This is a genomic window from Clostridium algifaecis, assembly GCF_017874415.1.
Taxonomy (GTDB): domain Bacteria; phylum Bacillota; class Clostridia; order Clostridiales; family Clostridiaceae; genus Clostridium_B; species Clostridium_B algifaecis.
Window position 1 is genome coordinate 486,816 of record NZ_JAGGLM010000001.1, and the last position, 22,025, is coordinate 508,840.

Consider the following 22,025-nt stretch of genomic DNA (forward strand, 5'->3'; position numbering starts at 1 on the left):
ATGTCTCCGATGATTTTTAGCCATTTTGTGAGACATAGACTCTTTGTTAAAATGCACTCAATAAATATTATTTATTCGATATATCCAACGGTATTTTTAATACTACCCTTGCGCCGCCAATTTCTTCAGAATTAGATAGTTCCATAAAGCCTCCGTGCAGCTTTATAAATGAATTTGTAATAAATAATCCCATGCCATAATGATTCTTTGAATTTCTACTCTTATCTCCTCTATAAAACTGTTCTGCTGCAGATTTTAAATCTTCCTTTGAAAATCCATTTCCGCTGTCTTCAATTACAAATTCAAGTACTTTTTCACATCCACAAATCTTAAAGATGAGTTTACCATATTTAGGAGAATACTCAATTGCATTTGAAATAACATTCATAATAGCTCTGTATAAAAGTTCCTCGTCTGCATAGAAAAAGTCAGGTATATTTTCCACATTATTTATGAGTTCAAGGTTTTTTTCAGTAGTCAGGGCCTTTTCCTTATCTACAATTTTTTTAAAAAATACTTTAGTCTCTATTTCAGCTGGTTTTAAAATGAGCATATCCTCTGACTTTGTCATATCTATAAGCAATCTTAAATATTTCTGAATTTCATCTGCACTTTTTAAAATATAATCATTGCATTTTATATTGTAAGCTTCAGTGCTGCTTTCTTTAATTAATTCTGCATTTCCCTTTATTATAGTAAGTGGTGTTTTTATATCATGTGCCAGTGCAGAAATCTGATTTTTTCTTGATTTTTCTATATCCCACTGATTTTCTAAAGACTCTTTTAAGGCATTTTTCATATCATTTAAAGAATCAATGACTTCTTCAATTTCACGAATGCTTGAATGTTTTGGTTCAAAGTTAAGATCTTTTCTTTTTATGTTATCTGACACTTCAATTAAGATTTTCATCTCTTTAGAAATATATCTGGCAAATACTACAGATAGTAGAACTACTTCTCCTACAAAGAGCAACACAAATAGAACAACTCCAAATGATCCTGCATTTAGTAAATATTTTCTAAGCAATGGACTATTAAATTGTGTCTTAATAGAATATTGTACAATACAAATATCTTTTTTCCTATAAAACGCCTTATAAAAACGATCTCCAAATATATTATTTTGATTATTTTTTATAGCAGTCCATGCTTCTTCAGATTGTTTAACTGTAAAATTTCCATAGAGCATATTTCCTCCTTTATTATATACACCATAATTACAGCCTTCAGGTATTAAATTTTTATTCACCTTATCTACTTTCAAAATTGCGCTATTGTTTTCCTCAAGTTTTTGCTCAGAGTAATTAGCAGGTAATATAATATGGTTTTCAATCATTATAGTAAATAAAAATAAATATACTGTTATAAGTAAAATTGTTGCAAGACCGAAGTATAAAATATACCTGATAAATATACATTTTAAACTTTTTTTACCTCTTATTAAACCCATTTGTATCCAATCCCCCAAACTGTTTCAATTGGAGAACAGCCTACCTTACCAAACTTTGCCCTTATATTCTTTATATGTTCGACAATGGCTGAACTATCACTTTCACCATCAAATCCAAATATGGCTTCATATATCTTTTCTTTTGAAAATACTTGTCCATGATTTATGGCAAGGAATTCACTGATTTCATATTCGCTCTTTGTCAGATGAATAAGCTTGTCTTCTACAAATGCTTCTTTTGCTGAAAGCTTGAACTTTACTCCAGATACAACAAAACTATTGTGTTTTTCCCTGTGTTCCCTTCTAAGGTGTGCTGCTACTCTTGAGCGAAGCTCATTAATTCCAAATGGCTTCGTAATGTAATCATCGCCGCCCATACCAAGCCCCTTTACAATGTCTTCTTCCATAGTCTTTGCAGTTAAGAATAAGATAGGACAATCTACTAAATCACGAATACTCTTGCAAAGGGTAAAGCCATCTATATTTGGCATCATAACATCAAGTAAAATCAAGTCATAATCCATGCATTTCTCAACAGGAAATGTTGAAAAATCACTAACAGTAGTAACACTATGACCTTCTCTTGAAAGTGCTGCTTTTATAATTTCAAGAATACCTTCTTCATCATCAACTGCAAGTACATTTGCCATAATATCGCTTCCTTTTAATTTTCACTTCTTCCCTCAAAATAGTTATACCATAAAAAACTTACTAAAAGTAGTAAAATAGTTGCAGCCAGACAAATATATATTCCACTTTTAAATTCATTCATTAAAAATAAATTCTTACCGTTATCAATTTTTAAAGTAATATAATAACCAGGTATTCTACAGCCCCAGCTGCATGGAAACCATTTCCAAAATATATCTCCAAGTCCTGTAATCATAAGTGCTGTAATCAAGCTTTCTACTATTCCAAGTCCTATAGAAGCTCCACTTCCAAATCTAAAACTGCACAATAAATGTAATAAATATGAAAAAATTTCACAAAACAACAAAATTAAAATTATCTTTTCATAAAAAACAGCACTAAATACATTTTCATGAGCCAAAAATTCTAATCCCAAACCTAAAATACCAATAGCAGTAATTAGAGAACCTAATCCCATAATTAGTAACATACACAATTTGCTGAAAAACTTGAGCATTTTATGTCTTGCCATCAAAAGTTCCTGAAAATTTCCTGCATCAGCTTCTTGCTCTACAGTCATGGCACATACAACGCCAATTATTAGTGGAAATCCCATTGATAAAACTTGTATATACAATCCTATTTTATCTGAAATTAAAGGAGAAGCTGTGTAGTATGCTACAAACATCACTGAAATTAATATAGGAACTACAACATGTATCCACATTATTGAAGTACGTCGTATCTTTTGAAAATCTGATTTTATAAATTTAAAAAGCATTCCCATATTACTTTGCCTCCTGTCCCTCATACCATTTTGCAGTTAAAATCGTAAGTATGGCAAATAAAACTAATGTAATTATAATTCCAGGCAAAATAACACTACTTGATAATAGCTCTGATCTGAACGTAGTACTTCCTTGAACAGCTGGAAGCCCATTTGGGAGAACCTTTATAATCGGACACATTAACCTTGATGGAACTGCATATGGTATTATCCACATCACATCTTTAACAGCAAGTATTATTCCTAATATAAGGTAAGTAATAATATTAATTAATATTGTTGGAAACATTCCAATTTTACTTCCTAAAAATAGGCAAAGTGGTATCTGCCATAAAAAAGTTACAATCAAAACCAGGCTTCCTAATACTGCGTTTGTAATTGGAATTATTCCTAGTTTTCCAAAATGTAAAACATCACCAATGATTACACTTCCAATTAAATGAATTATAGAAGCAAAAGCAATCATAAGCATGCATACAAGTACTTTAGATATCCACACTTTTTTAAGATCTATTGGAAGTGAAAGCACTGCCATGTTTTTCATTTTTTTATCTTTGACAGCAGCTAAAGTGCATAACAAAGATACCATTCCAGGAAGCAGCATCGAATACCACCAGTTATAAGAATCTATTTCAAAATACGCAGGTGTTAATCCCAGTGGAAAAAGTATTGCAAAAATTGGTGCCAGAAAAATAAGCTTTCCTATAAATGTATGCTTTGTTTTCAAATATTCTGATTTAAAATAAGCCCCCATATTATTCACCTTCCTTCCTATATTTTCCCGCAACTTCTATAAATAGTTTTTCAAGGTCTTCTCCCTTTTTCATATCTCCCTCATATCCTAAAATTCCACCTGAAATAATTCCAATTTCGTGAGCTACCTGCTCAACTTCACTTAATATGTGACTTGACAGTATTACCGTAATCCCTTGATTTGGAAAAGATCGAATCAATTCACGAAGTTCTTGTATACCAAAAGGATCTAGTCCATTAGTGGGTTCATCTAGAATTAAAAGCTTTGGATTGTTTAAAATAGCAATTGCAATTCCAAGTCTCTGCTTCATTCCCATAGAAAATTGATATGCTCTTTTTTTACCTGTATTCTTCAAGTCGACTATATCAAGGACTTCATCAATTCTCTTATCAGACAGCCCTAAAACTGTTGTACGCACTTTTAAATTTTCCTTTGCAGTAAGATTTCCATAAAGAGGTGCACCTTCAATTAAAGCTCCAACATTTCTTAAATCATTTCTACTCCACTTATGGCCATCAAACAAAATTTCTCCACTACTTGAACGCAGCATTCCGGTTATCATCTTCAATGTTGTAGACTTTCCTGCTCCATTTGGTCCAAGCAATCCATAAATAGAATTTTTCTTGACTTTAAGTGATATGTTATTCACTGCCATTTGTCCTTTGAAATTTTTACAAAGATCTCTAGTCTCTAAAATTAAATCATTCATTGTAATCGTCCTCCTCATTTAATTACATGATAATTCATAATTATAAGGATTTTATAAGGAATGAAAGAAGATGAACTTAAATTACTAAATTAAATATACTTTATTTAAAAACAGTTATTAATATTTAAAAAAATTATTGTGAAAGAATAAACTTTAATTGTGAATTAAGTTTGGAGTAATAAGGTATGAAAGATCTTCATAAGAAAATTTATTATATAAAAATCCCTTAGACTATAATATCTAAGGGATAAAATATTTGCTAATTAAAGAATAGTAATATTTTCTGCTTGAGGTCCTTTTTGTCCTTCAGCTACATCATAAGTAACTTTCTGACCTTCTTCAAGTGTCTTATAACCGTCTTTATTTATTTGGGAAAAATGTGCGAAAACATCTTTTCCATCTTCTCCTGTAATAAATCCAAATCCTTTGTCTGAATTAAACCATTTAACTGTACCAGTCATATACTGCATACCTCCGAAATTTTATTTTCTTAAACTCTTTGTAATAATCCACCAATAAAATTTCGATATTAATATATTTATAAGTATTAATTGAAATATATCTGTGTGTTAATTAATTACGATTCATTTAAGCACTTATTACAATATCATATTTTATTATATAAAGCAAGTTATTTTTTAAAAATATTTATATAATGTAACTTAAGCAATAATTAATGAATATTATATTGTGTATCACTTTAGAGAGAGAATAATTATGCAGATATTTTCCACCATAATATTTGTTTTATCAGTAAATACAGATAACTTTGTTGTTGGGTTATCCTATGGGATTAAAAAAATCAAAATAAAAATATTAAGTAATTTGTTAATAGGTTTGATATCCTCAATCGGTACAATATTATCCATGAAGATTGGCAAAATTATTACACAGTTTGTTCCTGCAAATTTAACTAACTTGTCAGGTAGTACTATATTGATTTTAATAGGAATATGGTCAATTTTAGAAGAGTTCCACAAGAAAAAAAATATACCCATTAATAGAGAGAAAAATAGTTTATCTAAATTAGAAAATATTTTATCTAATCCTGAAAATGCAGATAAAGATACTTCAGGAAGCATAGATATCAAAGAGTCTATATATCTTGCTATAGCACTAACACTAAATAATGTAGGACTTGGAATAGGCGCCAGTATAGCAGGTCTAAATATACTATTTACTACAGTTTTAAATTTATTTATAAGCATTGCTGCAATAACCTTCGGATATACTGTAGGAAGTAAATACTTATCTAATAAACTTGGCAAATATGCAGCTGTAATTTCGGGTTTCATCATTATACTTTTAGGTATTTATGAAATGATTAATTAAATTGTTATCTTAATTATATAAAAAAGAGTCACTTTATAATAAACTCATATAAAGGACTCTTAATAAATTTCTTATATACAAATATTAATTGAATTTAAAGATCCTTTAAGTTCTTTAGCCGAATTTTGAAATTGTAATTTTTCCTCAGTATTTAACGGTACTTCCAAAATTCTCTTTACACCTGTTGACCCTATTATAGAAGGTACTCCTATGTATATATCACTTACATTATATTGTCCATCCAAGAATGATGATGTTGTCAATATAGAATTTTCATCTCTCAAAATTGCTTCTACAATTCTTCTCACAGCTAGTGATACAGCATAATATGTTGCACCTTTTTTCTTTATAATTTCATAAGCTGCATTTTTTACATACTTATAGATTTCATATTTGAGAGAGCCATCACATTTTTTGCATGAAACTTTGCAGTATTCATTAACATCCATACCAGCTATGTTTGTAAGACTCCACGTTGCTATTTCAGAATCTCCATGTTCACCCATAATATATGTATGGATATTTCTTGTATCAATTTCAAAATGTTCACTCAACATATATCTGAATCTTGAAGTATCAAGAACAGTGCCTGAGCCTATAACCCTTTCTTTAGGAAATCCTGAAAATTTATATGTTATATATGTAAGCACATCTACAGGATTTGAAACAACAAGTAATATTGCATTGGGATTATACTTAACAACTTCTGGAGTTATGGATTTGAATATATTATAATTTTTAGTTATTAGATCAAGCCTCGTTTCTCCTTGCTTCTGTGCTGCACCTGCAGTTATAATGATTATATCTGAATTTTTTGTATCTTTATAATCACCTGATCTTATATCTACAGGTTTAACAAAAGCTGCACCGTGCGCCAAATCCATTGTTTCGCCTTCCGCTTTATCTCTATTTACATCAACTATAATTATTTCAGATGCAAGTCCACCGTTCATTATGGCAAATGCGATAGATGAGCCTACAAATCCAGCCCCTATTATAGATATCTTTGTATTTTTATTCATTTTGCTACCTCCATTTTGTATTTATGATCTGTAAAAAACATATTTTTATTCATAAATAATATATTTTTTATTTGCATAAAAAAAATTTTTAAGGGAAAGCTTTTCTTAAAAGGAGTTGTTTTATATGTATGATGTAAAAATTGTTGAAGAATTACAGAAAAATAAAAATACATTAAGAGCTGATTGTATCTGCGATAGGTCATATTTCAAGCAGATACAATATTATAGTATGTTTGAATTAAAGTCCATCCATATACCTACAGAAAATCTTATAAAATAAATTTGTATATTTCACTTTCAATTTTAAAACCCATAGACTTGTATAAATTCACTGCTATATAGTTAGAACTTTTTACTTTTATTTTTATTTTATTAAAGCCATTTAAATAGCTTATTTTTAATAAATATTTTAGAAGATATTTGCTATAGCCGCATCCTCTATATTCTTTAATTATTCCAAAGTTTACAATTACAGGCATAAAATTATTTTCTAAAATAATCTGTCCATAACCAATAAATTTATTATCTTTTTTTAGAAATATTGCACCCTTTTCAAAATAATAATTTTGAAGTTCATCATAATATATATCTTCTAAAGTTAAAGGCACTCTGTGTTCATCATAAAAAATTCTATTTTGTATATCGCAGCGCAAGCCTTCATCTATTCCTTTCTGAAATATATGAAAATCCAATTTTGTATTTAATTCTAATGGTATATTTTTATCAATTTTCATTTTTAAAATTAAAGTTCCTTCTTTTTTTTTAAATCCAATTGATTCTAATATAAAAAAATTATCATTTTTTTTTTGACATAGATAAGTTGTAGTAAAATTTTTTTTAATAGAATTTATTAAATATTTAAAAGGAAGGAAATCTGTCATGTTTTCATTTACAATGTTTATGGCATTTATACGACAATCCTTTTTATAATTACTGTCAGCCCAAATATAACCTATGTATCTAAAATTATCTTTTATAAGTCTCACTTTTCGTCTCATTAGAAGTTGTTTTCCAAAATTGTAATTATAATATTTTTTAAAAAAATCTTTATTTAAAGGGTTAAAATAAATTCTTTTATCATTTAATTTTTTAAAACAAGCTAGATTTTTTTTGGTTAATCTTACACACTTATACATATGCTTATTCTCCGACATAATAATTTATATAAAAAATGCGTGCATTAAGTATAATAATATTCACACGCATTTTAATTAAATTAAATTTTAAATTTCATCTACTTCTTTAATACTTAAGGCTATTTTTTCATCATCTTTATTTACTTCTAGAATTTTTGCTTTTACTTCCTGACCAATTTTAAGAACATCATCAGGTTTCTCTATTCTCTTGTGATCTATTTGAGATATATGAACAAGTGCATCAACACCCGGTTCCAATTCTACAAATGCACCAAAGTTTGCAAATCTAACTACTTTTCCTAAGACTACACTACCCACAGGATATTTAACATCTACATTTATCCATGGATTTTCTTGAAGTTTTTTTATTGAAAGAGATAACTTCTTTTTCTCTTTATCAACATCAAGTATATAAACTTTTAATTTTTGACCTACTTTCAAAACATCACTTGGTTTTCCAACTCTTCCCCAGGAAAGTTCTGATACATGAAGTAATCCATCAACTCCTTGTACATCAACAAATGCACCAAAGTCAGTCAATCTTCTGATCTCTCCATCAACTATTGTATCTTTTTCAAGTTTACTCCATGTTTCTTCTTCCTTCTTTTCTTTTTCCTGTCTCAATAAATCTCTTCTTGAACCTACTACTCTGGTACCTTTTCTCTCTGCTTTAAATTCTATTATTTTTACATCGAAATCTGCATTTTCATATACTGAAAGATCATCTACATGAAAAAGTTCAACATGGGATGCTGGAATAAACACTCGTGCTCCTTTATAATTCGCAACAAGTCCTCCCTTTACAGCTTCCTTTACCTTTACTTTTAATATATCTCCATTTTCATTTGAAGCCTTGAGTTCATTATATGCATTTTCTCTTTCCAGCTCCAATTTTGATAATACTACGTAACCATCTTCATTTTGTCTTCTTATAACTTTTACTTCTAATTCATCGCCTTCGTGAATTATTTCTTCTAAATTTTCGTTTTCATTTTTAGTTATTTCTGATTTAGGAAGTATTCCATCTGACTTATATCCTATATTTAAAAATACCTCTTTTTCATTTACGGATATTACCTTTCCCGTAATCTTCTCACCTAATATTATTTGTTTATCATTTTCATTCATATAAGATAATTGTTCGTTTGATTCTAAACTTTTTTCTTCACTCATTTTTAAAATTGCCTCCCTTATTATCCAATCTGGTGTCGAAGCTCCTGCTGTAACACCTATAGTTTTTATTTTGTTAGAATGAATTATATCATCAGGTATTTGTCCTGAATTTTCAACATGAATTGTATTATTGCAATTGACTTTAGATATTTCATAAAGCTTGGTGGTATTGGAACTATTTTTGCCACCTAATATTACCATCATATCAACTCTTTTAGATAATATATCAGCGGATTCCTGTCTTGATTCTGTAGAACTGCATATAGTGTTAAAAGCTATAAATTCCTTGCAATTTTTCACAACTACATTTAATACCTTTTGAAAATTAATTTGTTTTTCTGTAGTTTGAGAAACTATACAAAGTTTAGCAGGAAGATTGCTTAAATCTGATCCATCTTTTGATATTATGGCATTATTTTTACACCATCCATTTATTCCTTTAACTTCTGGATGATATTTATCTCCTACTATAAGTATAGAATAACCTAAATTACTATATTTTTGAACCTTTTTTTGTATGTTTAACACGTATGGACAGGTAGCATTTACTATAGAAATACCTTTTTCTTTAATAATGTCAAAAACTTTTTTAGATACACCGTGAGAACGTATTATAATTACACTATTTTTATCTATATTATCTATATCATCAAGCTCAATAGGATATATATCCTTCTCTTTTAATCTGTTTACTACATCATTATTGTGAATTAACGGTCCCAAAGTGTAAATTCTTTTTTCACTATATTTATTTTTAGAATTTAAAGCTTCTTCTACTGCCCTTTTTACTCCAAAACAAAAACCAGCATTGTCTGCTAAAACAACTTTCATAATTATATCACCTTCAACTCTGCCATATACCTTTTTATATGATCTGATATGATTTTTACCACATCATCTATTGAAAGACCCGATGAATCTATTTTTATTGCATCCTGAGCCATTTTAAGTGGTGATTCTTTCCTATTTGAGTCTATGTAATCTCTTTTTATTATATCATTTAATATGTTATTGTATTCTACTAAAATACCATTATTATTTAATTCCAAATACCTTCTTCTAGCTCTTGCCTCTGCACTTGCAGTCAAAAAAAATTTTAGAGGAGAATTTTTAAGAACTACCGTACCTATATCACGTCCATCCATAACCACATTATATTTGGCTGACATTTTCTGCTGAATATCCACAAGTATAGTACGTACTTCCTTAATAGCTGCATAATTTGATACATTATTACTTACAGCTACACTTCTTATCTCATCTTCCAAATCTTGCTCATTTACTATGATCCTATCATTTTTAAAATATATATCCATAGATTTTACTAAATCACATACTTGATTTATATCCTTATAATCAACTTCATTTTTCATACATAACAAAGCAACAGCCCTATACATAGAGCCTGTATTTATGTACATAAATTTAAATTTTTTTGCTATTATATTTGCTATAGTACTCTTTCCTGCTGCTGCTGGTCCATCTATTGCCACAGATATGTTCAAAGTTAAATCTCTCCTCTCAAACAGGAAAATAACAATTCATTTTGCTTAACATTTATATTCTATAAAATATCATAAAATCCTCTATTTTTTAATATCATTTATTTAATAAATCTTTTCTAAGTTTTTTTGCATTATTTAAATATACAAATTCTTTTTTAGTCTTATTTACATCTACTAATATAAGTAATCTTATACAAAGAGGAATAAAACCATTTAAACTTTTGTCAACTTCCATTTCGTTAAAGTGCATTATAGCTGTATGATCTAATTTGAAATATTCTCTTATAAATTTACCTGGATAAGCCTTATTTATATCTTTCGTACAAGAAATCTCAACAGATATTATATCTTCTAGTTCTATATTATTTTTTTTAATAATTTCTGAAAATAATTCAATAGAAGCATATTTTATTTCGACTTCACTATTTTTAGAAACTGTAGTTGCTCCTCTTAATGCTATCACTCTTTTCAAACCTCACTTCCAGCACTGAAACCTGTAGATAGTGCAATCTGAATATTAAAACCTCCGGTATATCCATCCACGTCAATAACTTCACCAGCAAAATACAAATTATCAACCAACTTGGATTTCATATTAGAAGGATTTATTTCTTTTACATCTACTCCCCCGGCTGTAATTATTGCTTCATCTATAGGTCTTGGTCCTTTTATAGATAATTTTAAATTTTGTATACAGTCAACTAATTTCTTTCTTTCTTCCCTTGTTACAGAATTCACTTTTTTATCAGGATCTATAGTGGATATTTTTATAATAACCGGTATCATCTTCTTTGGAAGAAGATCATCTAAAGAATTTTTAAAGCTTTTATTTGGAATCTTTTCAAAATCCCTTTGTATTCTTTTATCCAATTCATCTTCAGAAAGTGCTGGCTTTAAATTTAAAACTGCTTTTAAATTATCGAATTTAGACACTGTCCTGCTTGCACTTAATACTATTGGACCTGATATTCCAAAATGAGTAAATAACATTTCTCCAAAATCACTATATAAAATCTTATTTTTTGAATTTTTAATATCCAATCTTACATTTTTTAATGATAGACCTTGAAGATCTTTTACAAAACTTTCTTTAATTTCTATAGGTACAAGGGATGGCATTATTCTAGTTATGTTATGTCCCAGATTTTTCGCCATAATATAACCTTCACCAGTGGATCCAGTTTGCGGATATGATTTCCCACCTGTCGCAATTATAAAATAATCACCTTTTATAATAGAACCATCTGAAAGTTCCACTGATTCTATATGATCATCAGTAGATAAAAGCTTTTTTACATGTGAATTCAACAAAACCTTAACTTTATTTTCTTGAAGCTTCTTTTCCATAGCTTTAATTATATCAGATGATTTATCTGAAACAGGGAAAACCCTATCTCCTCTTTCCGTTTTTAGTTTTACATTTAAATCATTGAAAAATTTAATAGTATCTTCATTCGTAAAAGTATACAATGCACTATATAAAAAATTAGCATTGCCTGGAATATAATCAAAAAACTCGCTTATATCTTTTGAATTTGTAACATTACATCTTCCCTTGCCCGATATATACATCTTTTTACCGAGCTTTTCGTTCTTTTCTATTAACAATGTATTATTATGTGTGGAAGCTGCTATGGATGCCATCATTCCTGCTGGCCCACCACCAATTACTATTACTTTTGACATGAATTCACCAATCCTATTTGTTTAATTAAGAACTAAAAATAAATTTGCTCACAATGAATATACTACCATTTATACAAAAAAATTTAAATAGTTTTTTAATTAATTTTGCTCTTTAAATGAATATACTTGATATTCCTGCCATATATTTTCTAGATCAGCAAAAGTAGAAGATATTTTTTCCTTTTCTTTAAGCCCTACTGCAATTATAAGTGCATTTATAACACTTAATGGAGCAACCAGTGAATCAACAAAAGATGCCATATTACTCTGTGCAATCAAAGTATAATCTGCTGCTGACGCAAGCGGGGAAAGTAAACTATCTGTTATAGCAGCAACTTCTGCATTTCTACTTTTAGCAAAGGCTAAAGCCTCTATAGTTCTTGCAGCATAACGTGGAAAGCCTATACCAATTACCAAATCATTCCCGGTTAAATTTATCATCTGTTCAAATATATCACTTATTCCGTATCCTACAACTTTTACATTGTCTAATATAAGATTTAAATAAAATCCAAGGAAATCTGCAATTGCAGTAGAGCTCCTGAGTCCTATTATATATATTTTTTTAGCTTTAAATATACTATTTATTACATCATCAAAAGTTTTATGGTTTATTTTTTCAAGAGTAACCCTTATATTTTCCATGTCGGCTTTCAGTACACCTTTTAGCGGACTTTCATGACTTACTATATCATTTGAAAGCTCAATTCTTTGTACTGTAGTTAATTTATTTTTTATAAGTTCTTGAAGCGATTTTTGCAATTTAGGATATCCTGAAAATCCAAGTTCATTTGCAAATCTAACTACTGTTGATTCACTTACACCTACACTTATTCCTAATTTTGCAGCAGTCATAAAAGCAGCCTTATCATAGTGTTTTAATATGTATTCAGCTATTAACTTTTGGCCTTTACTTAATCGTGGAAATTTAACCTGAATAGTTCTCATTAGATCAAGTTTATTTATTTCTTCCATATATAATTCATTCCTTTCCTATATCCTCTTCTAATTGCAATATTTATTTCATTTTAACATCTATTGAACATATTATCAACTTAACTTTCATTTGTTGGTATTTTGCTTATTTTTCAAATCTAATTTTATTTGTTTACTTTATTTTTTACTTTACATAATAATGAGTATGTTTATTAAACTTATATCGAATTAATTTCATCACTAGTTAGATATCTCCATTTTCCTTTTTTTAAATTTCCCAGTTTAATTTTTCCTATTTCTGTTCTCTCAAGTGAAATAACAGGATGCTTTATCAAGCTGCACATCCTTCTTATCTGTCTATTTTTACCTTCGTGTATTATTATCCTAACTCTTGACATATTTTTATAACTATTTATTATTTTGATACTAGCTTTACTTGTTACGTAACCTCCTATATCCAGTCCACCTTCAAATCTTTTTATATCCTCTGAAGAAGGAATTCCTCTAATTTCTGCAATATAAACTTTATTTTTTTCAAATCTAGGGTGTATTATTTTATTATATATATAGCCATCATTTGTAAGAAGTATTAATCCAGATGTATCATAATCAAGCCTTCCTATTGGATAAACTCTTTCGTCTACTTTTACTATATCAAGTATAGTTTTTCTATTATTCTCATCTTTAACTGTAGAGACATATCCTTCTGGTTTATTTAAAGCTATATACACTTTTTTCTCTTCTATATTTATTCTTTTATTGTCTACTTTTACTATATCTTTAGAAGTATCAATTTTAAATCCAAGTTCATTTATTATTACCTCATTCACTTTAACCCTATTTTGAATTATTATACTTTCACATTTTCTTCTAGAAGCAACACCACAATGGGCCATATATTTTTGTAACCTTTCTATCATCTTATCACCTTCTTAAAATTATTTATCATATAAAAAAGTTGATTAACCTTCCCATGCTTCGAGAATATTAATCAACTTTTAACATTTATTCTACATCCTGAATTCCTATCTGCCTAATATGCTTTGTATGGCTCCACTCTTTATTGTTCTTGTCCAATATGCCCTGTATTGTAATTGGTATCCATGTTAAAGTATATATTCCATACAAAAGATACCATATGAATAGCTTAAGTGATTTTTTCTTACCAATAACCCCTATTGCAACTACAAATGCCAACAAATAAATAATATTTGAAATTATCATTTGTGAAAAAGTAGGTGAATCAAATATATGCGATAATATTATTACATTCAAAGAATACAATCCAAATACATAAAACATCGATTTAGATAACTTCTTTTCCAGCAGCATAACAAATGGAGTAAATAAAAATTGTGCTATACTGAACAGCTGCCATATGGTTTTCCAAAAATCAGTTGTAAATAAAGAATTTATTACAAAAATATTCAAACCATTTTTGTTGCTGTTTTGGAGCAGTGTTATTATTGCTGTGATTCCCATAAGTAAAGTAATAAATGGTTGAATTGTATAAAGTGCACAATCAAATGTAGTAAGACTTCTGCTTATTATTGATTTTTTAAGTAGTTTGAAAAAAAATCTCGAAGCTACATCTGTAAAACCCTGCATCCATCTTTTTCTCTGATTCCATGATTGTTTTAAAGTAAGTGGTTTTTCATCATATACAATTGCATTATGAGCCCATCCAACTTTATATCCATTTAGTACTAGTTTGCTGGTAAATTCCAGATCTTCAGTAAGACATGTAACACCCCAGCCCAATTTTTTGAGTATAGATGTTTCAACACAAAAACCAGTTCCACCTATCTGATTTGAAAGTCCCAGGTTTGACCTTCCAAGTTGAAAAAGTCTGTTTACTGTCCAAAAAGATATAGAATATGATTCTGTTATCCACGAATCATCTGGATTTTTGCTGTCTATGTAGCCTTGAACAACCTTATATCCCTGTGTCAATTTATAATTCATTTCATTTAAGAAATTTTTAGATACTAAATTATCAGCATCAAAAATACCAACAGCATCGTATGTTTTGTCCATCTTAAATATTTTATTAAACATCCATTCCAATGCGTATCCTTTTCCCCTTTTATCAGGTACTTTTCTTTCACAAACATTTACCCCACAACTTCTTGCAATACTCGCAGTTTTATCAGTACAATTGTCTGCAATAACATAAATGTCATACATATCCTTTGGATATTCAATATCTTTCAAACTTTCTATTATTTTTTCAATAACAACTTCTTCATTATGGGCTGCAACTAAAAGTGCAAAAGTTTTTTTAGGAGCACAATTTTTAGCTCCATCATCTTTCTTTTTGTATATCCCAAATAAAGAAAGTATTAAATAATAAAGCGTAATTATTAATACAAATATTTGAAAAACAAATGTACAATTGAAAATAAATTCTTTCATCATAAAAATCCTTTCTTTAATGTCTTTCCATATAATAAAATATAACTTACATAAAATCAAAATAACCTATATAATAGTATCACATATTGTCAAAAAATTTAACCCATTACTTATATATTAAAATATTCTGATTAATTATTTAAGAACATCAATAAACAATTTTTATATTTTACAATTATTATATCACTAATACGGATCTAAATATTAGTTTATTTTAACTATCTTAAAAAATATTTAATATTTTATTTTAGCGTTTAATATTAATTTAACCAATCAAGCACAACTTTATTAATTAATTTTGCAAAATATATTAATATATATATAATTATCACATAGATTATAAAAACGCTGCAAACTTTATGGTATTATAATATAGTATTGTATTTAATATCTAAGCAAATAATCTTTCTATTTATAAAAAGGAGCTGAAAACCGGCAAATGAAACAACATTCACTTTCTAGAACTGAACTATTGATTGGTAAAGAATCCTTAGAAAAATTAAAAAAAAGTACTGTAGTAATATTTGGGCTTGGTGGGGTTGGCAGTTTTGCATTGGAAGCAGTAGCAAGAGCTGGTGTAGGAAATATAATAATTGTAGACGATGATACTGTTTGTCTAACTAATATAAATAGACAAATACATGCCAATTTTAAAACCATAGGAAAACCTAAAGTTGAAGTCTTAAAAAGAAGAGTTTTAGATATAAATCCAAATTGTAATATAAAAGCATATCAGGTATTTGTGAAAGAAGATAATATACATGAAATTATACCTGAAAATACAGACTATGTAATTGATGCCGTCGATACAGTATCGTCTAAGATATCACTTGTAGTCTGGTGTAAAAAAAATAATATAAATATAATAAGTTGTATGGGAACAGGGAATAAATTGGATCCTACTCAATTTAAAGTAGCAGACATATATGATACAAAAATATGCCCGCTTGCTAAAGTAATGAGACATGAACTTAGAAAAAGAGAAATAAAAAGTTTAAAAGTTGTATATTCTGAAGAAATTCCTCTAAAACCCAAAATAGATGAAGTTGTAACCTGTAAAGAAGGCTGCGTTTGCTCTGGAGGTTCGAGAAAATGTCTTGCCAAAAGACAAATTCCAGCAAGTATATCTTTTGTTCCACCTGTAGCAGGAATGATATTGGGTGGAGAGGCAATAAAGTCAATAATATATAAATAAGGGAAATTATAAATTTCCCTTATTTATATATTATTTTTTGTTTAAAAAAGCACATGAAGCAAGCATACCTGTTATAATAATGCCCATCATAGTTTCTATTACAACTATAATCCGAACCATGGTCGAATTTGGAAGTATATCACCATATCCCAGTGTAGTTATAGTAACAGCACTAAAATATATAAAATTCCATATTGAATATTTAAAGTTTCCATTTGATACTTTCTGCAGTACTATAGGACTTTCGTCTGGAAAACTAATTGAATTTGTCATTAATTTTTGAAAGAAAAAATTTAAAGGGTAAAAATAATATTTCTGTTTAAAGTAGTTTTTCTTTATTGTCTCATAATTGTTTACCCATAAATACCAGGTATCAACTTTATAAAAGTTATTCGAAAACTCTTTACCATATTCTGCTTGTATATCTTGCATATTATAATTATCATTTTTAAATTTATAAAAGCACACCTTTATTTTACATGTATTAAATCTGCCATTTATTTTATCCTCGCCCATATTATATATACTCATATAGTTTATACCTTTATTTATATTTGTTGAATAGTAATAATTAGCCCAATTACTTCCCAAAGTTTTGTCAACTACAAAAATAGATTTATTGTTATTATTTAAAACATCCAATTTTAAAATTGGCCTTACATATTCATTAGAAACGATTAAATTTTTTATTGACATATTAATATCTCTATTATAAGCTTTTATATTCATTTCTTTTTTAAATGTGTTGATTTTTATATCCGTATCAATATCATTTTGAAATATAAAAAAATCCCCTCCCGAGTAATTTGATATATTCCAATATACAAACCCAAATATGACTAATACAAAAATATATATAAAAAAAAGCAAAAACATAAAATTTCGTTTTCCATACCACTTCATATATACCTCAAATTATATAGTTATTTCTATATAATGATTGTATTCTTATATACTCAATAGTATTCTTAAATTCAATTTTTTGTTAGAGTTCTCCCATTATTTTTTTTGCTATATAATCAGAATCTATATTGCTATCCACTTCAATATTTATAACCTGACTTTTGCCTGAAGCTTTACCTGTCATATACAAAATTTCACCTGAATTATCATCTATTTTTCTAACAACAACTGCCGTATCACCTTTTAATACTTTAACCTTATTGCCATTTTGCAATGGCAATAAGAAATCTTCTTCAAATTTAATTTCCTGTCCAATTTTATATTTCATTATTATTCCCCCTGTTTACGCAGCATAATTTACATACAAAACTGCTATTTTATTTTCCATGTGGTATTGCCTTTTGAATCTATTAATTCTATTCCCATAGAATTAAGTTTATTTCTTATTTCATCAGCCTTATCCCAATTTTTATTTAACCTTGCCTCATTTCTTTCCTGAATAAATTTATTTATCTTATTATAGTCTTTATAGCCTTTGGAATTTTCATAATTATTTTTTGAATCTATAAGATCAAGAGATAATACACTATCAAAGCTTTCTATTAAATTTTTCTTTTCTATATTTGAAAGTTTATCTGTTTTTATTACTTCCTGAAGAACCGTAAGAGCATTCGGCATATTTAAATCGTCTCCAATTTGATTTGCAAACTTTTCCTTATAATATGACATAACTTTTTCGTCAATCTCACTCTTATCCGTATCTTTGATTTGCAAAATTATATTTGCTATTTTGTCTTTAAGTTTTTTATAAGAAATCTCCGCATCCTTCAATGCATTAAAACTAAATAAAAGCTGCTTTCTATATCTGGATTGAAGACAAAAATACCTATAATCAAGCGGAGAAAAGCCATGCTTTTCAATGCTGTCTACAGTTAAGAAATCTCCATTTGATTTAGACATCTTTCCTCCGTCAAGTACTAAAAATTCTCCATGCATCCAATAATTGACCCACTTATGTCCAAGTGCTCCTTCTGACTGTGCTATTTCATTTGTATGATGAACTGGAATATGATCTACCCCTCCGCAGTGTATATCTATATTATCGCCCAAATATTTTATTGACATGGAGGAACATTCTATATGCCACCCAGGAAATCCTCTTCCCCATGGCGAATCCCACTGCATTATCTGGTTCTTAAATTTTGATTTAGTAAACCACAGTACAAAATCAAGCGGATTTTTCTTATTTTTATCTACTTGAACTCTACTTCCAGCCTCAAGCTCTTCCATGCTTAAATTGGCTAACTTATTATAGTTATTAAATTTGTCAATAGAATAATATACATTTCCATCAGATATATAAGTATATCCTTTTTTTTCTAAAATCTTTATCATATTAATCATGTCGTTAATATGGTCCGTAGCCCTGCATACTACATCAGGTCTTTTTATATTAAGTTTTCTGCAGTCCTCAAAAAAAGCATCTTCATAAAATTTTGCAATTTCCCATACTGTTTTATTTTCTCGCTTTGCTCCAAGTCCCATTTTGTCTTCTCCAGTATCGGCATCTGATTCAAGATGACCTACATCTGTTATATTCATAACATGTTTAACATTGTAGCCAAAATAATCAAGTGATTTTTTAAGAACATCTTCAAATATATATGTTCTTAAATTACCTATATGTGCATAATTATAAACTGTAGGACCGCAAGTATACATCCCAACTCTTCCTTTTTTTACAGGAATAAATTTTTCTTTATTTCTCGACATAGTGTTGTAAATATAAAAATCCATATTATCTGCTCCCCTTATTCTAAACACCATATAAATTTCATCTATTATATAACATTACCATAATAATAAAATAATTCAATTATTATATGCAATAATCTCTCACATATTTATCAAAATCCCAAAATTTCAAAAACTTTTCCGCACTCTCATAACCGGAATTGAAGAGCTGCATTCTCATCTCACGGGATATATTGAATTCCGTGGTTTTTACTCCTAAAGTTGGAATAAAAACAGTTCTGACCGCATCTTTATCTTTTACATATATCTCTTCATTTTTGTCCATCATAGTTCCAACTATATCAAATATATAAGATATAAAATCCATTCTTTTGGATGCTTTATATTCTTTACTGACATCCACCAATTTAAATCCAATAGTTGGTCTTATAGGTGTATTTTTAGTATCAAATATCCATATAGGAAAATTACTAAGTATTCCTCCATCAACTACATAGCTGCAATCATTATCATGATAAAATTTCACCGGTTTAAAATAAAGAGGTATGCTAAGGCTCATTCTCACAGCCTTTGATATTTCAAAATTCATTGGATCTATATCATATTTATTTAAATCATCAGGTAATATCATAATATCTTTTTCAGTAACATTCGATGCAACTATTTTCAGTCTAGATACCCCATCTTTACTTATATCAGAAAACCTATTCTGGCATTTTTTTAAAATTAAGCTTCTTATATAATTTTCTACATTATCTCCAGAATATATACCTTTATCCTTAAATAAGTTTATTGATTTTTTTAATATATTCATATCATATATTCTTTTCTTTTTAAAAAACATATCACAATCCAATTCCATCATTATTGATTTTAATTCTTCTCCGCTATATCCAACTGCAAGAAGGGATGCTATAATTGCACCTGCCGATGTACCTGCAAGTCTATTAAATTCGTATCCATGATCCTGAAAACAGCATATCGCTCCAATAAGACCTATCCCCTTTACTCCACCACCATCGAACACCACATCTATCTTCATCTATACATCACCTCAATATTATAAATATGTAGATAAAAATAGACGGCTACTTCCAAAACAAATTTTCATGAAATTATATACATATAAATAATTTAATGAATAATTTTCATTTAAAATACAAAAGATACTTTTGTAAGTAATTATATTTTTATAAGAAATGGGGCGTTTTTATGAGAATTGAAGCTTATTACAACGGTCTAAAAAGTGCCAATTATGCAGTTGAAACATTGAAAAATCAGGGTTTTAATAATTCTGCTGTAGACTTAAATGACAACTATATAGATTTTGACAATTATAAATATAATTTTTCAGATGCAATAATAAATTCGGGAGGATTTTCAAATAACTCATACAAGTCTAATACAATTAGCAGCGGAGGTTTTCAAGATATTCCTAATTCCAGCTACAAGGTAGTAATAAATTCCAATTTAACTAACGATATGGCTAAATTAAAACAACTTATATTAGAAACAGGCGGTAAATTAAAAACAAAAATTTAAAAATTTTTTAATATAAAAAAAATAATATGGATAATTTTAGATATTTTATCCATATTATTTCCAAAATTTATATTATTTAAAATCTTTACTTTCCATAATTGCTAATGCAACTGCACCTATAACCCCGGCATCTGTTCCTAGTTTTGCGTGAACAATTTTCGTATTTTCATATAATAATTTAAAACTTCTATTTGAAGCTACTTCATTAACTTTATCAAAAACAATACTGCCTGCATTTGAAACTCCTCCGCCTATTACTATAACTTCAGGATCAAAAGTATTAATTATATTTGCAACAAGTATACCAAGATAAGTTAAAGCCCTGTCTATTATATTCTTAGATATTTTATCATCATTTTCAGCTTCCTTAAAAACTTCCCTTGCAGTTATTTTATCATATTTAGTTAGGCTTGTATTATCTCCTCTTTTAACAGCTTCTACTGCATCTCTTTGTATTGCAGTACCTGAAGCCAATGTTTCTGCACAGCCATAATTGCCACAATTGCATTTTGGTCCATCTTCTTCTAAAGTAGTATGTCCTATTTCTAAAGCATTGCTGGTATGTCCCCTGTATATTTTTCCATTCAATATTGCACCGCCGCCTATTCCAGTAGACACTGTTATAAAGACCATATTAGTTGTACCCTTCCCTGCACCAAACTTGTATTCACCTATGGCCGCTACATTTGCATCATTATCAAGATATACAGGCAATTTAAATTTTTTACTTATAGGCTTAACTATATTAAAATTCTTGAATGGGAGATTTGGAGTAGTTACAATCACACCTTTTTCTGAATCCAAAGGTCCTGGTGATCCTATTCCTATACACAATATATCTTTGTACATAAGCTTAGAACTTTTAATTATATTATCTATAAGAGAATTTATTCTTTCAATTATTGCCTGTTCTCCTTCAAATGCCTTGGTAGGTACAGTATACTTATAAATTATATTTCCATTTAAGTCAGAAGCTGCCCCGCTGATTTTAGTGCCTCCCAAATCAATTCCAATAACATATTTTGTCATATTGCTACCTTCCTCTCAATAAATTAAAAATTTATAATTTATATCATCATAATAGCATATAAAAAT

The 22,025-nt window shown here is 28.5% G+C and carries 24 protein-coding genes; 4 read left to right on the top strand and 20 right to left on the bottom strand.

What is annotated here, in order from left to right:
• Positions 1-67: 67 nt before the first annotated feature.
• The 6 genes from J2Z42_RS02450 to J2Z42_RS02475 form a co-directional block, all read right to left on the bottom strand.
• Entirely contained in the window at positions 68-1,450 is a 1,383-nt protein-coding gene (locus J2Z42_RS02450; RefSeq protein ID WP_209700759.1) for a HAMP domain-containing sensor histidine kinase, read from the bottom strand.
• Positions 1,441-2,100, bottom strand: a complete 660-nt coding sequence (locus tag J2Z42_RS02455; RefSeq protein WP_209700760.1) for a response regulator transcription factor — start codon at positions 2,098-2,100, stop codon at positions 1,441-1,443. Before J2Z42_RS02455 ends, J2Z42_RS02450 begins: the two co-directional genes overlap by 10 nt.
• Before the next feature lie 14 nt (positions 2,101-2,114).
• Positions 2,115-2,867, bottom strand: coding sequence for a lantibiotic immunity ABC transporter MutG family permease subunit (locus tag J2Z42_RS02460; protein ID WP_209700761.1), 753 nt, complete (start codon positions 2,865-2,867; stop codon positions 2,115-2,117).
• Between the two features lies 1 nt (position 2,868).
• Positions 2,869-3,621: a lantibiotic immunity ABC transporter MutE/EpiE family permease subunit gene (locus tag J2Z42_RS02465; protein WP_209700762.1), complete on the bottom strand. Its 753-nt coding sequence runs from the start codon at positions 3,619-3,621 to the stop codon at positions 2,869-2,871.
• 1 nt (position 3,622) lies between these two features.
• Positions 3,623-4,330: a lantibiotic protection ABC transporter ATP-binding protein gene (locus J2Z42_RS02470; RefSeq protein WP_209700763.1), complete on the bottom strand. Its 708-nt coding sequence runs from the start codon at positions 4,328-4,330 to the stop codon at positions 3,623-3,625.
• Positions 4,331-4,593: 263 nt separating this feature from the next.
• Positions 4,594-4,791: a cold-shock protein gene (locus J2Z42_RS02475; protein ID WP_209700764.1), complete on the bottom strand. Its 198-nt coding sequence runs from the start codon at positions 4,789-4,791 to the stop codon at positions 4,594-4,596.
• A 256-nt stretch (positions 4,792-5,047) separates the two neighbouring features.
• Here J2Z42_RS02475 and ytaF point away from each other — a divergent pair, with 256 nt between their 5' ends.
• Positions 5,048-5,662, top strand: a complete 615-nt coding sequence (ytaF, locus tag J2Z42_RS02480) for a sporulation membrane protein YtaF (protein ID WP_209700765.1) — start codon at positions 5,048-5,050, stop codon at positions 5,660-5,662.
• Between the two features lie 71 nt (positions 5,663-5,733).
• Here the strand turns inward: ytaF and J2Z42_RS02485 are convergent, their stop codons facing one another.
• Positions 5,734-6,684 carry an L-lactate dehydrogenase gene (locus J2Z42_RS02485; RefSeq protein ID WP_209700766.1) on the bottom strand — a complete coding sequence of 317 codons (951 nt, stop codon included), beginning with the start codon at positions 6,682-6,684 and terminating at the stop codon, positions 5,734-5,736.
• Positions 6,685-6,808: 124 nt separating this feature from the next.
• On the opposite strand from J2Z42_RS02485, the gene J2Z42_RS02490 reads away from it, so the two are divergent.
• Positions 6,809-6,964, top strand: a complete 156-nt coding sequence (locus J2Z42_RS02490) for a hypothetical protein (RefSeq protein WP_209700767.1) — start codon at positions 6,809-6,811, stop codon at positions 6,962-6,964.
• On the opposite strand, the gene J2Z42_RS02495 is transcribed toward J2Z42_RS02490, so the two are convergent.
• The 8 genes from J2Z42_RS02495 to J2Z42_RS02530 all read right to left on the bottom strand — a co-directional run bounded on the left by J2Z42_RS02495 (position 6,954) and on the right by J2Z42_RS02530 (position 15,535).
• Complete coding sequence (locus J2Z42_RS02495) at positions 6,954-7,820, bottom strand: GNAT family N-acetyltransferase (protein ID WP_209700768.1); 867 nt, start codon at positions 7,818-7,820, stop codon at positions 6,954-6,956. The two genes, J2Z42_RS02490 and J2Z42_RS02495, sit on opposite strands and share 11 nt — an antisense overlap.
• A gap of 87 nt (positions 7,821-7,907) precedes the next feature.
• The gene (locus J2Z42_RS02500) at positions 7,908-9,827 is read right to left on the bottom strand and encodes a bifunctional 4-hydroxy-3-methylbut-2-enyl diphosphate reductase/30S ribosomal protein S1 (protein WP_342589987.1); all 1,920 of its coding nucleotides are present in this window, start codon (positions 9,825-9,827) and stop codon (positions 7,908-7,910) included.
• The gene (cmk, locus tag J2Z42_RS02505; RefSeq protein ID WP_209700770.1) at positions 9,827-10,498 is read right to left on the bottom strand and encodes a (d)CMP kinase; all 672 of its coding nucleotides are present in this window, start codon (positions 10,496-10,498) and stop codon (positions 9,827-9,829) included. Before cmk ends, J2Z42_RS02500 begins: the two co-directional genes overlap by 1 nt.
• Positions 10,499-10,592: 94 nt before the next feature.
• Positions 10,593-10,961 carry a chorismate mutase gene (gene aroH, locus J2Z42_RS02510; protein ID WP_209700823.1) on the bottom strand — a complete coding sequence of 123 codons (369 nt, stop codon included), beginning with the start codon at positions 10,959-10,961 and terminating at the stop codon, positions 10,593-10,595.
• 5 nt (positions 10,962-10,966) lie between these two features.
• A complete protein-coding gene (locus tag J2Z42_RS02515; protein WP_209700771.1) occupies positions 10,967-12,184 on the bottom strand; it encodes a BaiN/RdsA family NAD(P)/FAD-dependent oxidoreductase in 1,218 nt (405 codons plus the stop codon).
• Between the two features lie 99 nt (positions 12,185-12,283).
• Positions 12,284-13,159 (bottom strand): MurR/RpiR family transcriptional regulator, encoded by an 876-nt coding sequence (locus J2Z42_RS02520; RefSeq protein WP_209700772.1) that lies wholly within the window; start codon positions 13,157-13,159, stop codon positions 12,284-12,286.
• A 179-nt stretch (positions 13,160-13,338) separates the two neighbouring features.
• Positions 13,339-14,040 (bottom strand): pseudouridine synthase, encoded by a 702-nt coding sequence (locus J2Z42_RS02525; protein ID WP_209700773.1) that lies wholly within the window; start codon positions 14,038-14,040, stop codon positions 13,339-13,341.
• 85 nt (positions 14,041-14,125) lie between these two features.
• On the bottom strand, positions 14,126-15,535 hold the full coding sequence (locus J2Z42_RS02530; protein WP_209700774.1) for a glycosyltransferase family 2 protein: 1,410 nt from the start codon (positions 15,533-15,535) through the stop codon (positions 14,126-14,128).
• A 439-nt stretch (positions 15,536-15,974) separates the two neighbouring features.
• Here J2Z42_RS02530 and J2Z42_RS02535 point away from each other — a divergent pair, with 439 nt between their 5' ends.
• Positions 15,975-16,730 carry a tRNA threonylcarbamoyladenosine dehydratase gene (locus J2Z42_RS02535; protein ID WP_209700775.1) on the top strand — a complete coding sequence of 252 codons (756 nt, stop codon included), beginning with the start codon at positions 15,975-15,977 and terminating at the stop codon, positions 16,728-16,730.
• 30 nt (positions 16,731-16,760) lie between these two features.
• Here J2Z42_RS02535 and J2Z42_RS02540 read toward each other — a convergent pair whose 3' ends face one another.
• The 4 genes from J2Z42_RS02540 to J2Z42_RS02555 all read right to left on the bottom strand — a co-directional run bounded on the left by J2Z42_RS02540 (position 16,761) and on the right by J2Z42_RS02555 (position 20,430).
• The gene (locus J2Z42_RS02540; RefSeq protein WP_245331429.1) at positions 16,761-17,426 is read right to left on the bottom strand and encodes a potassium channel family protein; all 666 of its coding nucleotides are present in this window, start codon (positions 17,424-17,426) and stop codon (positions 16,761-16,763) included.
• Positions 17,427-17,715: 289 nt separating this feature from the next.
• Positions 17,716-17,961, bottom strand: coding sequence for a hypothetical protein (locus J2Z42_RS02545; RefSeq protein ID WP_209700777.1), 246 nt, complete (start codon positions 17,959-17,961; stop codon positions 17,716-17,718).
• 44 nt (positions 17,962-18,005) lie between these two features.
• On the bottom strand, positions 18,006-19,430 hold the full coding sequence (gene cysS, locus J2Z42_RS02550) for a cysteine--tRNA ligase (protein ID WP_209700778.1): 1,425 nt from the start codon (positions 19,428-19,430) through the stop codon (positions 18,006-18,008).
• Positions 19,431-19,512: 82 nt separating this feature from the next.
• Positions 19,513-20,430, bottom strand: a complete 918-nt coding sequence (locus tag J2Z42_RS02555; protein ID WP_209700779.1) for a patatin-like phospholipase family protein — start codon at positions 20,428-20,430, stop codon at positions 19,513-19,515.
• Positions 20,431-20,600: 170 nt separating this feature from the next.
• Between J2Z42_RS02555 and J2Z42_RS02560 the strand changes: the two genes are divergently transcribed.
• Positions 20,601-20,930: a hypothetical protein gene (locus tag J2Z42_RS02560; RefSeq protein ID WP_209700780.1), complete on the top strand. Its 330-nt coding sequence runs from the start codon at positions 20,601-20,603 to the stop codon at positions 20,928-20,930.
• Positions 20,931-21,002: 72 nt separating this feature from the next.
• Here J2Z42_RS02560 and J2Z42_RS02565 read toward each other — a convergent pair whose 3' ends face one another.
• Positions 21,003-21,959: an ROK family protein gene (locus J2Z42_RS02565; protein ID WP_209700781.1), complete on the bottom strand. Its 957-nt coding sequence runs from the start codon at positions 21,957-21,959 to the stop codon at positions 21,003-21,005.
• Between the last annotated feature and the right edge of the window lie 66 nt (positions 21,960-22,025).

Excerpts from the sequence above, each read along its gene's own strand:
- J2Z42_RS02525 (WP_209700773.1), bottom strand. The coding sequence starts at position 14,040 with ATGATAGAAAGGTTACAAAAATATATGGCCCATTGTGGTGTTGCTTCT.
- J2Z42_RS02450 (WP_209700759.1), bottom strand. The coding sequence starts at position 1,450 with ATGGGTTTAATAAGAGGTAAAAAAAGTTTAAAATGTATATTTATCAGG.
- J2Z42_RS02470 (WP_209700763.1), bottom strand. The coding sequence starts at position 4,330 with ATGAATGATTTAATTTTAGAGACTAGAGATCTTTGTAAAAATTTCAAA.
- J2Z42_RS02530 (WP_209700774.1), bottom strand. The coding sequence starts at position 15,535 with ATGAAAGAATTTATTTTCAATTGTACATTTGTTTTTCAAATATTTGTA.
- J2Z42_RS02555 (WP_209700779.1), bottom strand. The coding sequence starts at position 20,430 with ATGAAGATAGATGTGGTGTTCGATGGTGGTGGAGTAAAGGGGATAGGT.
- J2Z42_RS02475 (WP_209700764.1), bottom strand. The coding sequence starts at position 4,791 with ATGACTGGTACAGTTAAATGGTTTAATTCAGACAAAGGATTTGGATTT.
- cysS (WP_209700778.1), bottom strand. The coding sequence starts at position 19,430 with ATGGATTTTTATATTTACAACACTATGTCGAGAAATAAAGAAAAATTT.
- J2Z42_RS02495 (WP_209700768.1), bottom strand. The coding sequence starts at position 7,820 with ATGTATAAGTGTGTAAGATTAACCAAAAAAAATCTAGCTTGTTTTAAA.
- J2Z42_RS02560 (WP_209700780.1), top strand. The coding sequence starts at position 20,601 with ATGAGAATTGAAGCTTATTACAACGGTCTAAAAAGTGCCAATTATGCA.
- J2Z42_RS02465 (WP_209700762.1), bottom strand. The coding sequence starts at position 3,621 with ATGGGGGCTTATTTTAAATCAGAATATTTGAAAACAAAGCATACATTT.
- J2Z42_RS02565 (WP_209700781.1), bottom strand. The coding sequence starts at position 21,959 with ATGACAAAATATGTTATTGGAATTGATTTGGGAGGCACTAAAATCAGC.
- J2Z42_RS02490 (WP_209700767.1), top strand. The coding sequence starts at position 6,809 with ATGTATGATGTAAAAATTGTTGAAGAATTACAGAAAAATAAAAATACA.
- J2Z42_RS02520 (WP_209700772.1), bottom strand. The coding sequence starts at position 13,159 with ATGGAAGAAATAAATAAACTTGATCTAATGAGAACTATTCAGGTTAAA.
- J2Z42_RS02540 (WP_245331429.1), bottom strand. The coding sequence starts at position 17,426 with ATGTCAATAAAAAATTTAATCGTTTCTAATGAATATGTAAGGCCAATT.
- J2Z42_RS02515 (WP_209700771.1), bottom strand. The coding sequence starts at position 12,184 with ATGTCAAAAGTAATAGTAATTGGTGGTGGGCCAGCAGGAATGATGGCA.
- J2Z42_RS02545 (WP_209700777.1), bottom strand. The coding sequence starts at position 17,961 with ATGAAATATAAAATTGGACAGGAAATTAAATTTGAAGAAGATTTCTTA.
- ytaF (WP_209700765.1), top strand. The coding sequence starts at position 5,048 with ATGCAGATATTTTCCACCATAATATTTGTTTTATCAGTAAATACAGAT.
- J2Z42_RS02485 (WP_209700766.1), bottom strand. The coding sequence starts at position 6,684 with ATGAATAAAAATACAAAGATATCTATAATAGGGGCTGGATTTGTAGGC.
- J2Z42_RS02455 (WP_209700760.1), bottom strand. The coding sequence starts at position 2,100 with ATGGCAAATGTACTTGCAGTTGATGATGAAGAAGGTATTCTTGAAATT.
- J2Z42_RS02460 (WP_209700761.1), bottom strand. The coding sequence starts at position 2,867 with ATGGGAATGCTTTTTAAATTTATAAAATCAGATTTTCAAAAGATACGA.
- J2Z42_RS02535 (WP_209700775.1), top strand. The coding sequence starts at position 15,975 with ATGAAACAACATTCACTTTCTAGAACTGAACTATTGATTGGTAAAGAA.